Origin of the sequence: Balneicella halophila (assembly GCF_003096835.1) — a bacterium.
GTDB lineage: Bacteria > Bacteroidota > Bacteroidia > Bacteroidales > Balneicellaceae > Balneicella > Balneicella halophila.
Genome location: NZ_QENZ01000003.1, coordinates 22,296 through 37,516, shown reverse-complemented (window position 1 = coordinate 37,516; position 15,221 = coordinate 22,296). Strand labels below are relative to the sequence as shown.

Below are 15,221 nucleotides of genomic sequence, written 5' to 3'. Positions count from 1 at the left end.
GACTACAGATGAATGACTTTATAGTCTCAGCACTAAAATATAGACCTGCTACTTTTGAATCAGTGGTAGGACAGCCATTGATAACGGCAACGCTGAAAAATGCTATTGCACAGAAGCATTTGGCTCATGCCTATCTTTTCTGTGGTCCAAGAGGAGTTGGTAAAACAACTTGTGCTCGAATTTTTGCTAAGACGCTTAATTGTAGTAATATACAAGATGGAACAGAGCCTTGTAATCAATGCGAATCGTGCGTTGCCTTCAATGAAAATCGTTCTTATAATATTCACGAATTAGATGCTGCTTCGAATAATGGTGTTGATGATATCAGACAATTGATAGATCAGGTACGCGTTCCGCCCCAGTTAGGACACTACAGTATATATATTATCGATGAGGTGCATATGTTGACTAAGTCAGCATTCAATGCTTTTTTAAAGACATTGGAAGAACCGCCAAAGCATGCTGTTTTTATTCTTGCAACTACGGAGAAGCATAAAATCATTCCTACTATCTTATCAAGATGTCAGATTTTTGACTTTAATCGTATTCGAATAGAAGATATAGTTAACCATTTACAGTATGTTGCTAATAAAGAGGGAGTAGCCACTGATCCTGAGGCACTAAACGTAATAGCGTTGAAAGCTGATGGGGCGATGCGTGATGCGTTGTCTATTTTCGACCAAATTGTAAGTTTTTCAGGAGGTAATGTTAGCTATGAAAAAACCATCGAAAATCTGAATGTATTAGATTATGATTATTACTTTCAGATGGTGGATGCTATGCTGGGAAATAGAGGAATGGATACCTTATTATTATTCAATGAAATTCTTGAGAATGGTTTTGATGCCCAGTATTTTCTAAATGGTATGGCAACACATTTGAGAGATTTGCTTGTAAGTTTAAATCCTCAATCTCTAATGCTTCTAGAAGTTGGTGATAGTGTGAAGGAGAAATACCAAGTACAAGCAAAGCGTTGCAGCGCTGATTATCTTTTTCAAGCTCTGGATATTCTTAACGATTGTGATATGACCTACCGGGCCAGTCGTAATAAAAGATTGCATGTAGAGCTTGCCTTGCTCAAGTTGTGTAATCTTTCAAAAAAAAAAATAACAACCTCTGAGACTGAACCCACTGTAGATGTATTACAACAGGGGAATAGCAAAGTTGTAAAACAAGTTGATAAAGCGAGCACAACGAAACCGACATCTACTAAAACTGAAAGTGAGAGAAGGCTCCCCGAATCTCCTAGGAAAGAGGAGAAAGAGAATGTAAATACTGAAAAGGAAACCAAGCAAAAACCTAAAGCAGTATCAAAAACGAAAATACCATCTATATCTATTAAAAATATAGGCGCTACAGCAACATCAACTGCTACAAATCCAAAAGAAGAAGCTGAAAAGTTGAAACAAAAATCTTCTGAGCTAGGATTGAAAGAAAACGAAATTGGAGAGGATAGTTTTACGGTTGAACAGGCGACAGAAGCATTAACTCAATATATAGTTGAGAACAACTTGGACAGAAGAGTGAAAGCAACTTTAACAGCGTATGCATTAAAACTCGACAAAGACCTTATATTTCTTAAAGTGAATAATTCGCTTGAAATAGAATTATTGCAGAGATATCAGATACCACTAGAAAATTATTGGAGAAAATCCCTAAACAATAAAAATATTCGCTTAAAATTGATTGAACCTGAAGATAAAGACAGAAGTTTACAATCTATGGGTGATAAGGATAAATTGTTGTATTTAATTAGTAAAAATAAAAGCATATTAAAGTTGAAAACGGAACTAGGATTAGAATTTGAATAAATATATTTTTTTATTAAAAACTCAAAAAATCAATAAACTTTTAGAAAATCATGAAAACACAGCAACCCAAAATTACTTGGACTAAGATTGATGAGGCGCCGGCTTTGGCTAGTCATTCTTTTTTACCGGTTGTAGAAGCATTCACAGCTACTGCAGGGGTAGATGTAGAAACGAGAGACATTTCTTTGGCAGGAAGAATAATAGCAAATTTCCCTGAGGTGTTAACTGACGAACAAAAAATTAATGACGAGTTAGCATTTTTAGGTAAGTTGGTTAAGGAAGAAGATGCAAACATCATAAAGTTGCCAAATATTAGTGCCTCAATTCCTCAGTTAAAAGCTGCAATAAGTGAATTGCAAAAAAAAGGTTATAACCTACCAGATTTCCCTGAAGAACCTAAGACTGAAGAGGAAAAAGAATTGCGTAAGCGCTATGCAGTATGTTTAGGTAGTGCAGTGAATCCTGTGCTTCGTGAAGGAAACTCAGACCGTCGTGTTGCACCTTCTGTAAAAGCATATGCTCAAAAAAATCCAAAGAAGCTTAGTGCTTGGGATAAAGATAGCAAAGCACATGTTGCACATATGCAAGGCGGTGATTTCTTCGCAAATGAGAAATCTATCATCATGGATAAAGATGATGTAGTACGCTATGAGTTTGTTGACCAACAAGGCAATGTAACAGTTCTAAAAGACAACATGAAGTTGATTAAAGGCGAAATGTTGGACGGAACGTTTATGAGTGCAAAAGAACTTCGTAAATTTATTGCTGAACAAATTGAGGATGCAAAGAAAAATGACACCTTATTTTCAGTACACTTGAAAGCTACAATGATGAAGGTGTCAGATCCTGTTATTTTCGGTCATTTTGTTTCTGTATTTTTCAAAGACGTTTTTGAGAAATATGCAGACACTTTCAAAAAATTAGGGGTAAATCCAGAACTAGGTTTAGGTGACCTATACAAGAAAATCGAAACGCTTCCTGCTGATGAGAAAAAAGCAATAGAAGATGATATAAAAGCGGTATATGACAAGAACCCTGACTTAGCAATGGTAAATTCTGACAAAGGAATTACTAACCTTCATGCAGGTAACGATATTATTATCGATGCATCTATGCCAGTAGTTATCCGTGATGGCGGTAAGATGTGGAATAAAGATGGTGAGTTACAAGAGACAAAAGCTATTATTCCAGATAGATCATATGCGAAAGCTTACCAAGTTGTTGTAGATTTCTGTAAGAAAAACGGAGCTTTAGATCCAGCTACTATGGGTAATGTTTCTAATGTAGGTCTAATGGCTCAAAAAGCAGAGGAATATGGTTCACATGACAAGACTTTTGTTGCACCAGCAGATGGTGTAATTCGTGTTGTTAATAGTGAAGGAGAAACTATTATGGAACACAATGTAGGCGAAGGCGATATTTATAGAGGATGCCAAACAAAAGATATCCCTGTTCAAGACTGGGTTAAATTAGCAGTAAATAGAGCAAAAAATACAGGTTATCCTACCATCTTCTGGCTAAATCCGGAAAGAGCTCATGATGCCTTGATGAAAGAGCGAGTAGAAACTTATTTAAAAGATCATGATACTGAAGGACTAGATATCAGGATAATGACTCCTGTTGATGCTATGCAGTTCAGCTTAGAACAAGTAAAAGCAGGGAAGAATGCAATCTCGGTAACAGGCAACGTATTACGTGACTACTTAACTGACCTTTTCCCTATTCTTGAGCTAGGAACTAGTGCTAAAATGCTGTCTATTGTTCCTTTGATTGCTGGTGGTGGCTTATTTGAAACTGGAGCTGGAGGTTCTGCACCTAAGCACGTACAGCAATTCCAAGAAGAAGGTCACTTGCGTTGGGATTCTTTAGGAGAATTTTTAGCATTGACAGTATCTTTAGAACACTTAGCTGATAAGTACAATAACGATAAGGCAAAAGTATTGTCTGACGCTTTAGATAAAGCCGTTTCTCAATATCTTGAAAATCAAAAATCTCCATCACGTAAAGCTGGTGAGTTGGATAACCGCGGTAGTCATTTCTTCTTAACGCAGTATTGGGCTGACGAATTGGCAAAACAAACCGAAGATAAAGAATTGAGTGAAAAGTTTGCTCCTATCGCTGAGCAATTGAAATCTAATGAAGAGAAAATACTTCAAGAGATTGCGGATGCAGAGGGTAAACCTAAAGATATTGGTGGGTATTACAAACCAAATGATGAATTAGCTTCTAAAGCAATGCGTCCAAGTGCAACCTTCAATGAAATTATTGCAAACATTTAAGTTGCTTAAATAAATATCTAAACGAAAAGAGACTGTATTTATACGGTCTCTTTTTATTTATAAGAATGTTTCTCCGGTTTTAAACCGTTATTTCTCTAATAATAAAAAACCATTTGCTGGGATAGTAACTGTTTCTGCTGAAATATTTATTTTCTGCCCCTTAATAACATCTATCATTGCATTTAAGTCTTTAGTTAGCTCTGCATAGCGAGAAGTTTTGACTGCTACTTCTTCATCACTATTATTCATGATTAACAATACTAAGTCTTTATCGTTATAGCGAGCGAGTGTATAGACTTCTTCATCGTACAATGGAGCGAATTGCATGGTTCTTCCGTGATGAATTACATCCTTTTTCTTTCTCCAGTTCAACAAATTTTTCATGAAGTTTTGAGCTTCCTTCTGTTGTGTCGTTAATCCTTTTCCTGTAAAGACATTTATTTTGTCGCCTTTCCAGCCTCCTGGGAAATCAGCACGAATATCTCCATGATCTTCGGAGCCTTTATGGCTCATGAGTATTTCAGTCCCATAAAATATTTGGGGCGTTCCACGTAGCACTGTCAAGTATGCAAGAGCTCTTTTATAAGCGTCAAAATCTTCATCTAGCTGTGTGAAAATTCTGCTCATATCATGATTATCAAGAAAAACAACCAAGTTTTGAGGTGAAGGATACAGAAAATCCATCGCTAAGGTTTCGTAGGTTTTCGTTCCGTCATTTTTTACACCTTCTACGATTGCTTCTTGCATTGGGAAATCCATGAGACTCGGCAAGTTACAATGATAACTGTCGAGATTCACTTTGCCCTGTTGCCAATAAGATACAATAGCAGGTTCTACAGTCCATTCTTCTCCCACGACATTAAAATAAGGATATTCTGCTAAAACCGCTTCACACCAATCATTCATAAAAATTTTATCAGGATAGGGCCAAGTATCCATTCGGATACCGTCAAGATGTGCATACTCTATCCACCAGATTGTATTTTGGATAAGATAAGTAGCCATTAATTCATTCCTTTGGTTGAGGTCGGGCATGGTTTCTACAAACCACCCGTCTGAGTTATGGAATTTATCGTATTTCGAAACATAAGGATCTACATTAACCTGTCGTTTATGTGAGGTCTGGAAAAACTTTCCATTGTTATTAATCCAGTCAGAAGTGGGAAGATCATTCATCCACCAGTGCTCAGAGCCACAATGATTTACAATCATATCCATAATGATTTTGATACCTTCTTCTTTGGCTTTTAATGAAAGCTTTACATATTCTTCATTACTGCCCAGGCGCTGATCTACTTTATAAAAGTCTGTAGCTGCATAGCCATGGTAAGAATAGTCATTCATATCATTCTCAAGTACTGGGTTCAGCCAAATTGCAGTAAAACCCATTTCAGAGATATAATCTAAACTATTGACAATGCCTTGAATATCGCCACCGTGTCTGCCTCCATTAAAATTTCGGTTTTTCTTTTCTTTCATTCCTGCTATTTCATCATTATCAGGATTTCCATTGACAAAGCGGTCGGGTGCAATCAAATACATTACGTCAGTAGCGTTAAAACCTATTCGTTCTCTTGAATCAGACTCACGCTCACGTAATTCATATTTATAACTGTGTTGAATTTTATCGTCTTCTTTGAATGATATATTGAATGTCCCGGGATTCACATTAGAATTCAATTCAAGGTTGAGAAACAAATAGTTTGGGTTTTCAACTTTGATGACTTGTTTTAGTTTCACTCCCGGATAATCAAGTGATACATCAAGATTAGCTATATCCTGACCATACACGAGCAGTTGTAGTTCATTGTTTTGCATACCCGCCCACCAAAAAGCAGGTTCAACACGTTCTAAACTCGTTTGTGCAAAAAGTGTCTGACTGAATAGAAGAAAAATAATGGATGCTAACTTTTTCATATCGCTGTGCTTTTGGTACGAATATAGCTAATAAATAGAATTTTCTGAAATTTCAATGTACCTAAAAATAGAAAGGCAACTCAGATTATGAATTGCCTTTCTGTAAAGTTTATGTTGAGCTAATTACTTCGCTTTCTTTGCGGCTTCTAATGCTGCATCATAATCTGGTTCATCTGTAACTTCTGGAACATACTCAACGTGTTGTACAATGCCTTCCTTATCTACAACAACTACACCACGAGCCAATAAGCGCAATGGTTCCATTATAAATCCGTACTTTTCACCAAACTCAAGATCTTTGTGGTCTGAAGCAGTTATTGCTTTGTCGATGCCCTCTGCTGCACAGAAACGACCTAAAGCAAATGGCAGGTCACAAGAAACAGAAAGGACATTGATACCTTCCTTATTTGCAGCTTGGTTAAACTTTGCAGTTTGAGTAGCACAAACAGCAGTATCTACAGAAGGTGCTGCAGATATCACGACAACCTCACTGGCAAAATCTGATAATTTTACAGGAGAAAGGTCCGGTTTCAATACGGTAAAATCAGGAGCTTTATCTCCAACTTTTATTTCGTTACCAACGACAGGCATAGGATTACCTTTAAAAGTGATGTCTTTAGAAATCTTTTCCATAATGTTATAATTTTCTGTTTTTTAATGATTAAAAATATAAAGCTAAAGATACAAAAAACATGCAAAATGCTGTTGCCAGAAAGTTATAATTTCCACAAACTTTTTTTTATTTAGTCTAAATATACCTACTTTTAGGTATTGAAATGTGTGATTTATATAAGTATTTTTGCGATTTTAGGAAAATAGGCTATGGTTTTATCAGAGTTAAAAGAAGGAGAGAAGGGCGTTATTGTTGGTGTTAGAGGGTACGGCTCATTCAAAAGACGCTTAAGTGAGATGGGTTTTATTAGGGGTAAAGAAGTATTGGTCATACGATATGCTCCCTTGAGAGATCCTATTGAGTATCGTATCATGAATTATGAAGTGTCATTGCGTGCAAGTGAAGCTTCACTTATTGATGTGGTGCCTATTGATTCCTATGAAAAACCTCAAGAAGACTTTAAAGGTACTTTTTCTTCAGAATCACTCAATACGGTGGTAAAACGAGAAGAGAAAACGATAAATGTTGCACTGGTTGGTAATCCTAATGCAGGTAAAACTACTTTTTTTAATCATGCATCTGGGTCTTCCGAGCGAGTAGGTAATTACTCTGGGGTTACTGTATCGGTTAAAAGAGCAACCTTCAAACATAAAGATTACCGAATCGTAATAGCAGATCTTCCGGGTACTTATTCACTAACGGCATATAGCCCTGAAGAAAGATACGTTAGGGATTATTTGATTCAGGAAAAACCTGATATTGTCATTAATTTAGTGGATGCCTCGAACCTAGAGCGCAATATGTTTTTGACGACACAACTCATCGACATGGATATGAAAGTGGTGATGGCGCTGAACATGTTTGATGTGTTGAAGAAACTAAAAGCTGAACTCGATTATGATGAAATGGGCAGGCTCTTAGGTATGCCTATAGTCCCGACGATTAGCTCCAAAGGAAAAGGAATCAGTGAGCTGATGGAGAGAGTTGTTAAGGTTTACGAAGATCAAGAAAGTATTGTTCGTCATATTCATATCAACTATGGTACTGAAGTAGAAAATGCTATTGTTGCATTACAGAATATTATAAAAAAAGATGCTGATTTAGTTTCTTTTGCATCACCGCGTTTTTTGTCTTTAAAATTACTGGAGGAAGACAAGTCTTTACAAAACGTATTTGAGAAGAGCGAGTATTACGAGGAGCTAAAGGCAAAAGCTTCAAAACATAAAAAAATAATTGAGGAAACATACAATGATGATGTAAATACTGTGCTTACTGATGCACACTATGGATTCATCTCTGGGGCTTTAAGAGAATGCTACAAAGAAAAAGATGTAGATAGGCATGTTTACACTCAGAAAATTGATCACATTTTAACCAATAGAGTGTTTGGATTTCCCGTTTTTTTGATATTTATGTATTTTGCGTTCTATTGTACATTTACCTTAGGAGCATATCCGATGGAATGGATAGAAAATGGCGTCGCGATACTTGCTGAATGGATGCAAAATAAGATGACAGATGGTCCGCTCCGCGATTTGCTGGTTGATGGTATTATTGGTGGTGTTGGAGGTGTGCTGGTATTCCTGCCTAATATTATGATATTGTTTTTCTTCATTTCATTGATGGAGGATACGGGCTATATGGCGCGTACCGTTTTCATTATGGATAAAATGATGCACAAAATAGGTTTACACGGGCGATCGTTTATCCCTTTAGTTATGGGTTTTGGGTGTAATGTGCCTGCCATTATGGCAACACGTACATTGAACAATCGGAAAGATAGAATGATAACGATGCTTATCAATCCATTTATGTCATGCAGTGCTAGACTGCCCGTATATTTGCTTCTTATTGGTGCATTCTTCCCTAAGCGACCTGCCATGATGCTCTTTCTTATTTATACGATAGGAATATTATTAGCTATTATAATGGCAAGAGTATTTCGGAAAACCTTGTTCCGTTCAGCAGACGTTCCTTTTGTAATGGAATTGCCACCCTATAGAATGCCAACCACTAGGACATTGCTTAAACATATGTGGAATAAGGGTGTACAGTATTTAAAGAAGATATCAGGAGTCATATTAGTTGCATCTATTATAGTTTGGGCATTGGGGTATTTCCCGCGCACCACAAATTATACGATGGATTATGATGGAATGCGAACAGAGATTAGCGAGTTGTACGAACAGACTTTAACTAATGCTGAGGAAGAAGAAATTGAAGAATTGACAGCTTCGTATGAACAACAGATACAATCGTTGAACTATGCAGAGCAAGAGGAAGCGCTCGAGAACACCTACATTGCACGTATTGGAAAAATAATGGAACCTGCATTTCAACCGCTAGGATTTGATTGGAAAATGAGTGTAGCGATATTGACGGGTGCAGCTGCCAAAGAGGTCGTTGTCAGTACACTAGGTGTTTTGTATCAAGAAGGAGAAGAGGTTGGAGAAGATAGCGTATTATTACAAAGCAAATTAAAAGCTTCTACTTATGCCTCAGGACCTAAAAGAGGAGAGAAGATTTACACTCCGAGAGTGGCTTTTTCATTGATGCTGTTTATTTTGATTTACTTCCCATGTATTGGAGTCTTGGCTGTGACTGCTAAGGAAGCAAGTTGGAAATGGGCATTGTTTCTGGCAGTGTATACCACGGCCTTAGCTTATATTATTTCCTTAGGATTTTATCAAATTTCAGGACTATTTTAATTATGATACAAGAAATATTGACATACATTATTGTTTTTGCTGCGATTGCTTACGTTGTTTATCAAGTTGTGGCAATATTTACTAAGTCAAAAGATGATGGATTTTGCGGGAGTTGCAGCTGTGATGCTAAGAAGCAATTTCAGAAACGGAATTAGAGTTGTAGGTTGTTATAATTTGTCTATTTTCCTATACCTTTGCATTTTAGCAAGATTATTGTATTGTAATCTGTGAAAATGCAATGGATTCAATGATTGAGATTATATTAATTACTTTAATAGTACTGCTTTTTGTCTTTCTAGGAATAGAAATACGTAACTATTTTTTCAATAAAAGAAATCAAAAACCAAAGGTAGCTGCAAGCGTATTGCTAGAGAAAATCAATACGATATGTAAGTTGGCTACAGTACAGGGAACTTTCAAAGAAATCGTGAATTATCAAGATTCGAAACGCTTTTTTAAAATGATTCCTTTTGAAAAGAAAGCCTTGGTGTTGGTAGATGCGATAGCATTAGTCGGTTTCGATTTGAATAAAATGGATGTACGGGTTGAGGAGGAGAAGCGTCGTATAATTATAGAAAATTTCCCAGATCCGGAGGTCATTAGTATTGATACAAATATTCAATACTATGATGTTCAAGAAACAGGATTTAATAAGTTTTCTACGCGCAATTTTACAGAACTCAATCAACTTGCAAAAGAAACCATTAGTGAGAAAATAGAAGAGAGTAATCTAGCTACATTAGCAAATAAACAAGCGATTGAAGCCTTAGATTTAGTTGAGTATCTAGCGCAATCAATGGGTTGGCATTTGCAGATGAAATTTTTGCAAGAAAGTAAGCCAGTCAAGAAGATCGCTAAGAAAACAAATAAAGAAGAATGATCATGAAAGTATTTATATTAGCAATTATATTAGTCGCCATTGCCGTTATAGGCCTAGCGATTAGTATGATTATAAGAAAAAACGGTAGATTCCCTGAACTGCACATTGGTAGGAATGAAAAGCTGAAAGAAAAAGGAATCACTTGTGCCACTTCGCAAGACAAAATGGCACGAACCCCCAGAGATTAATTCTTAGATTGGAATCCTTCGCCACCGGTAAGGAGTAATTCCTTGAGTCTTACACGAGAGATATCTCTCTCCATAGCACCATCTTGAGTATAAGAAATATATCCATTTTCCTCGGAGACGGTGATTACGTGAGCATCAGATTGCTCTGAAAGTCCTATGGCAGCTCTGTGTCGCAACCCGATATTTGATTTTATTTTAGCAGCAGTGACCGGTAAAATACAACGAGCAGCTTTAATTTTACTGCCTTCAATAATTACAGCACCGTCGTGCAAAGGAGTCGATTTGTAAAAAATGGTTTCTAAAACAGAAGAAGAAATATGTGAATCCATGGCTACACCGCTTGAGATATATTCACTTAAATCAGCTTCATGAGCAATAACGATAAGTGCTCCAGTATCGTTTGCGCTCATGTGTGCACAGGCACGGGAAATAGTTTCAGCATTTTCCTCGGTCATGTTGATTTTACGTTCAAATCGGAAGAATCCCTTTGGCAAGCGTTCACTTAGGTTATATTTAGTACCGAGTATTAGGAAAAATTTACGAATTTCCGGCTGGAAGACGACAATAAGTGCTAAGACACCAAATTCAAAAAATTGTCCTAGGAAACTGCTTAATAATTCTAAATTAAGAGCGCGAACAATAAACCAAAGAAAATACAGTAAAAATATCCCTAAGAAAATATGTATAGCGACAGTCTTTCGAATGAGCAAATATATCTGTAGTAGTAATAAGGCTACTAGCAGAATATCTACCACATCCCATAATCCCATATCTATAAAAGCGGATACCATATGGCAAAGTTAAGCATTTTGCATGGCAGAGACTAATGCGACAGCCTCTTTTGCTTCTTTTGCATCATGAACCCTTAGTATTTTTGCACCACGCTCCAATGCCATCGTATTTAAAACGGTGGTACCATTGAGTGCTTCTTTAGCTTCAGTGTTTAGCAGTTTGTATATCATAGATTTTCGGGAAATACCCACTAGCATAGGGCATTGTAGAGAATCAAAAGCCTTAATTTCACGTAGGAGTTGATAATTATGTGTAATAGTTTTTCCAAATCCAAATCCTAAATCGATAATGACATCCCCTGCTCCCAAATCTCTAAGTTGGCTTAGCTTCTCTTTCAAAAAGTCATAAACTTCCGAAACGACATCATCATATACAGGATTTTGTTGCATATCTTGCGGAGTCCCTTTGATGTGCATCAGGATATATGGCATTTTGTGTTCACCTACCCAACTAAATAAGTTTTTGTCTAAAGTTCCTGCAGAAATATCATTTACAATGAAAGAACCGAAATACTTGAGTACTCTGTCTGCTATCTCAGCACGGAATGTATCAATGGAAATAGGAATGTTTTTGTAGTTTTTTCTGATAAAAGAGAGTGCAGGAACTAAGCGTTTCCATTCATCTTCTAAATCTACTTTGGCAGCACCCGGTCGGGTAGAGTAGGCTCCTAAGTCTATAATATCAGCACCTTCCTCTATCACTTTTTCAATGCGATGATGTACTGCTTCGGTTTTAATATAGCGTCCTCCGTCAAAAAAAGAATCGGGAGTGAGGTTTACAATTGCCATCACTTTAGGACTACTCAAATCTATATGTTGTTTACCTACTTGCATTTTTTATGATAATTGAGACATGAAATATCCAAAGCCTGCTAAGAGCCCTATTATAATCAGAACAAGATATATTGCTAATATAACAATAGTGAAGATTCCTATAAAACGATAAAATGCCATTTGATAACGAAACGCTTCTTCAACTAAAAAATTATCTCTATACAAATACATCTTTTCAAGATTTTTGGAGAATTTGAACAAGTACCAGATAGGGATTAAGTACACTCCTGACATAACAAAATATATAAGACCTAATAATACAAGCGGAAAAGGACTTTCATCGATACTACCGACAAAAAGCCCACCGAAAATTAATCCGATAGCAATTAATAAAAACAAACCTGTAAATACAAAACCTAATATCGATAGAAACTTAGCCCACTTTCGTGTTGTATTTAGATAACTTATAGAATTTTCTGACAAAATTAAAGGGGTTGAGGGAGCTACATTTTCGTTCATAATAGTTCAAGTCATAAGTTTTAAAAACCAAAGATATAAATTATAGATAAAGCCTGTATTAAATACAGGCTTAAATAACACATTATTTTTATCTTTGCATCCGTACGATTCAAATAACAAAATACACTATGGAGAATATTGGGTTGAAAGAGCAAGAGATTATCAGAAGAAAATCTCTACAAGCAATTAGGGACTTAGGAATAGAGCCTTATCCCGCAGCAGAATTTGTGACAACAGCAACGTCTAAAGATATTAAAGAAAATTATGAAGAGGGGAAAGAGGTTGTTATAGCAGGGCGTATGATGACTCGTCGTATTATGGGAAAGGCTTCCTTTATTGAGTTGCAAGATACAGAAGGTCGGGTGCAAGTTTATATAGCGCGTGATAGTATTTGCAAGGACGAGGACAAGACACTCTACAATACTGTGTTTAAAAAGTTATTGGATATCGGAGATATTATTGGGATAAAGGGCTATGAATTTACGACTAAGGTAGGTGAGAAATCAGTACATGCTGAGGAATTGGTATTACTTTCGAAGTCTTTACGCCCTCTTCCAATGCCCCGAGAAGATAAAGACGGCAATGTACATGATGCGTTTACCGACTTGGAAATGCGTTACCGTCAGCGCTATGTGGATTTAATTGTGAATCCTCATGTACGTGATATTTTTGTGAAGCGGACCAAAATAATTGATACCATGCGTCGTTTTTTCAACGAACAAGGATATTTGGAAGTGGATACACCAGTTTTGCAAGCAATTCCGGGAGGAGCGGCAGCTCGTCCTTTTGAGACACATCATAACGCACTGAATATTCCTTTATATTTAAGAATTGCAAACGAACTCTATCTTAAGAGATTGATAGTAGGAGGATTCGAAGGAGTGTATGAATTTTCAAGGAACTTCAGAAATGAAGGAATGGATCGTACGCACAATCCTGAGTTTACAGTGATGGAACTGTATGTTGCTTACAAAGACTACAAGTGGATGATGGAGTTCACAGAGCAATTATTGGAAAAAATTGCTTTAGAAGTTCATGGTACTACAGAGGTGAAGTTGGGCGATAAGGAAATTAGCTTTAAGGCACCATTTAAGCGTGTGGGGATTTTAGATGCCATAAAAGAACACACCGGATATGATGTTTACGGAATGAATGAAGAGGAACTTCGCCAAGTGTGCAAAAATTTAGGCATTGAAGCGGATGAAACGATGGGTGTCGGTAAGATGGTAGATGAAATTTTCGGAGAAAAGTGCGAACATCATTATGTACAGCCAACATTCATTATTGATTACCCGAAAGAAATGAGCCCGCTTACGAAAGCACACCGTGAAAAAGAAGGATTGACGGAGCGTTTTGAGTTGATGGTAAACGGTAGCGAAGTGGCAAATGCCTATTCCGAGTTGAACGACCCAATAGACCAAAGAGAGCGATTTGAAGACCAGCTGAAACTTTCTGAGAAAGGCGATGACGAGGCGATGTTTATTGACCAAGATTTCCTGCGTGCATTGGAGTACGGTATGCCACCAACCTCGGGTATTGGGATAGGAATAGACCGCTTAGTGATGATGATGACGAATAATGCTTCTATTCAGGAAGTATTGTTATTTCCACAGATGAAGCCAGAAAAAATAGTGAAACCTGCAACTCCAGAGGATTTTGTGAAAGAAGGTGTTCCTACAGAATGGGCATCTCTCGCTTTACAAGAGTACAAATCCGTAGAAGGGATGAAAGAGATGAAAACAACACAGATACATCAAAAATTGAATGGCTTACGTAAGAAAAACAAACTTGACATCCCTGCATTGCAGTTAGAAGATGTAGAAAAGTGGTTAAGCTAAGTATTGAAATCTTATAAATGATAAAAGTCTCTTTCATAGAGGGACTTTTTTTGTGTTTGGAAAATAGTTGTTGAAATACTGAACGAAGTGAAGTATCTTCTTCAAGAAGTTTTGTTACAAATTTTTTTATGCTTTAGCCATCAGAGTACAGCGCTTTGGCTATAAGTAGTTACATGGTTTAGATTTAGCCTTTACAAATAGATAATAAAGTGATTATCCTCGAGAATTTTCAGAAGTAAGAAGAGCAATCAATTAATTATAGTCATTATTCATTTGAGTTTTATTTAATTTTTTTCCCAATTAATAATAAAATTCCAATCAAAATCGAAGCAGATAAATTTAGAATTTGGTCTTGGACGAATGGATTATTAAATAGCAAATAACCATTTACAATTCCTCCAATTAAGAATAAACCAATCGCAACCCAACTCAATTTGAATCCTTTTACATATCTTCGAGTTAATAAGAGATATGCTGAATAAACAAATAGAACAAAAACTATTATTAATCCTATTCCACATAGTTTTGAAATGAGATTTGAAGCAATTATTGGTGGTTCAACAGGTAAGGAATTACCGTTAAGAATTAGTAAAACCCCTCCAAGACCTCTGAAAATACCTACCTATATCATAAGTATTGATGCAATAAAGATGTAAATGTTTTTTTTCATGATAGCAATGTTTTAATGTAGAATAGAATTTAATATTTTTTGACAAATCGATATCGAGTTATTTGTATTCATATAATAGTTTTATATCATAATGATCGTCATTGTTATCTTAAATTGCGTTAACTGTTAAATTTTGAATTGGTTTTTTATGTGATAATTTGAAGAAATTTATACATCGCATAAATATAAGGATATTTATTACTAATTAAATTGAATTAATAATTATTTAATAT

12 protein-coding genes are annotated in these 15,221 nt (G+C 36.2%); 7 read left to right on the top strand and 5 right to left on the bottom strand.

Going from position 1 to position 15,221, the window contains the following annotated elements:
- Positions 1–8: 8 nt before the first annotated feature.
- Together C7377_RS00180 and C7377_RS00175 are read left to right on the top strand one after the other, a co-directional pair.
- Positions 9–1,811 (top strand): DNA polymerase III subunit gamma/tau, encoded by a 1,803-nt coding sequence (locus C7377_RS00180; RefSeq protein WP_116495329.1) that lies wholly within the window; start codon positions 9–11, stop codon positions 1,809–1,811.
- Positions 1,812–1,861: 50 nt separating this feature from the next.
- Complete coding sequence (locus C7377_RS00175) at positions 1,862–4,090, top strand: NADP-dependent isocitrate dehydrogenase (protein ID WP_116495328.1); 2,229 nt, start codon at positions 1,862–1,864, stop codon at positions 4,088–4,090.
- A gap of 87 nt (positions 4,091–4,177) precedes the next feature.
- Here the strand turns inward: C7377_RS00175 and C7377_RS00170 are convergent, their stop codons facing one another.
- Positions 4,178–6,007: a glycoside hydrolase family 13 protein gene (locus C7377_RS00170; RefSeq protein WP_116495327.1), complete on the bottom strand. Its 1,830-nt coding sequence runs from the start codon at positions 6,005–6,007 to the stop codon at positions 4,178–4,180.
- Between the two features lie 123 nt (positions 6,008–6,130).
- Complete coding sequence (tpx, locus tag C7377_RS00165) at positions 6,131–6,640, bottom strand: thiol peroxidase (protein ID WP_116495326.1); 510 nt, start codon at positions 6,638–6,640, stop codon at positions 6,131–6,133.
- Positions 6,641–6,829: 189 nt separating this feature from the next.
- On the opposite strand from tpx, the gene feoB reads away from it, so the two are divergent.
- The 3 genes from feoB to C7377_RS00145 all read left to right on the top strand — a co-directional run bounded on the left by feoB (position 6,830) and on the right by C7377_RS00145 (position 10,396).
- On the top strand, positions 6,830–9,328 hold the full coding sequence (gene feoB / locus C7377_RS00160; protein WP_116495325.1) for a ferrous iron transport protein B: 2,499 nt from the start codon (positions 6,830–6,832) through the stop codon (positions 9,326–9,328).
- A gap of 238 nt (positions 9,329–9,566) precedes the next feature.
- Positions 9,567–10,208 (top strand): DUF4230 domain-containing protein, encoded by a 642-nt coding sequence (locus tag C7377_RS00150; RefSeq protein ID WP_116495323.1) that lies wholly within the window; start codon positions 9,567–9,569, stop codon positions 10,206–10,208.
- 2 nt (positions 10,209–10,210) lie between these two features.
- Positions 10,211–10,396 (top strand): hypothetical protein, encoded by a 186-nt coding sequence (locus C7377_RS00145; protein ID WP_243408279.1) that lies wholly within the window; start codon positions 10,211–10,213, stop codon positions 10,394–10,396.
- On the opposite strand, the gene cdaA is transcribed toward C7377_RS00145, so the two are convergent.
- The 3 genes from cdaA to C7377_RS00130 are packed head-to-tail and all read right to left on the bottom strand — an operon-like array spanning position 10,393 to position 12,480.
- Positions 10,393–11,187: a diadenylate cyclase CdaA gene (cdaA, locus tag C7377_RS00140; RefSeq protein WP_116495321.1), complete on the bottom strand. Its 795-nt coding sequence runs from the start codon at positions 11,185–11,187 to the stop codon at positions 10,393–10,395. The two genes, C7377_RS00145 and cdaA, sit on opposite strands and share 4 nt — an antisense overlap.
- A gap of 9 nt (positions 11,188–11,196) precedes the next feature.
- Entirely contained in the window at positions 11,197–12,021 is an 825-nt protein-coding gene (gene folP / locus C7377_RS00135; RefSeq protein WP_116495320.1) for a dihydropteroate synthase, read from the bottom strand.
- 3 nt (positions 12,022–12,024) lie between these two features.
- Positions 12,025–12,480, bottom strand: coding sequence for a hypothetical protein (locus C7377_RS00130; RefSeq protein ID WP_116495319.1), 456 nt, complete (start codon positions 12,478–12,480; stop codon positions 12,025–12,027).
- Between the two features lie 128 nt (positions 12,481–12,608).
- On the opposite strand from C7377_RS00130, the gene lysS reads away from it, so the two are divergent.
- Positions 12,609–14,318, top strand: a complete 1,710-nt coding sequence (gene lysS / locus C7377_RS00125; protein WP_207778369.1) for a lysine--tRNA ligase — start codon at positions 12,609–12,611, stop codon at positions 14,316–14,318.
- A 530-nt stretch (positions 14,319–14,848) separates the two neighbouring features.
- Entirely contained in the window at positions 14,849–14,974 is a 126-nt protein-coding gene (locus C7377_RS09720; RefSeq protein WP_262494774.1) for a hypothetical protein, read from the top strand.
- Positions 14,975–15,221 lie beyond the last annotated feature (247 nt).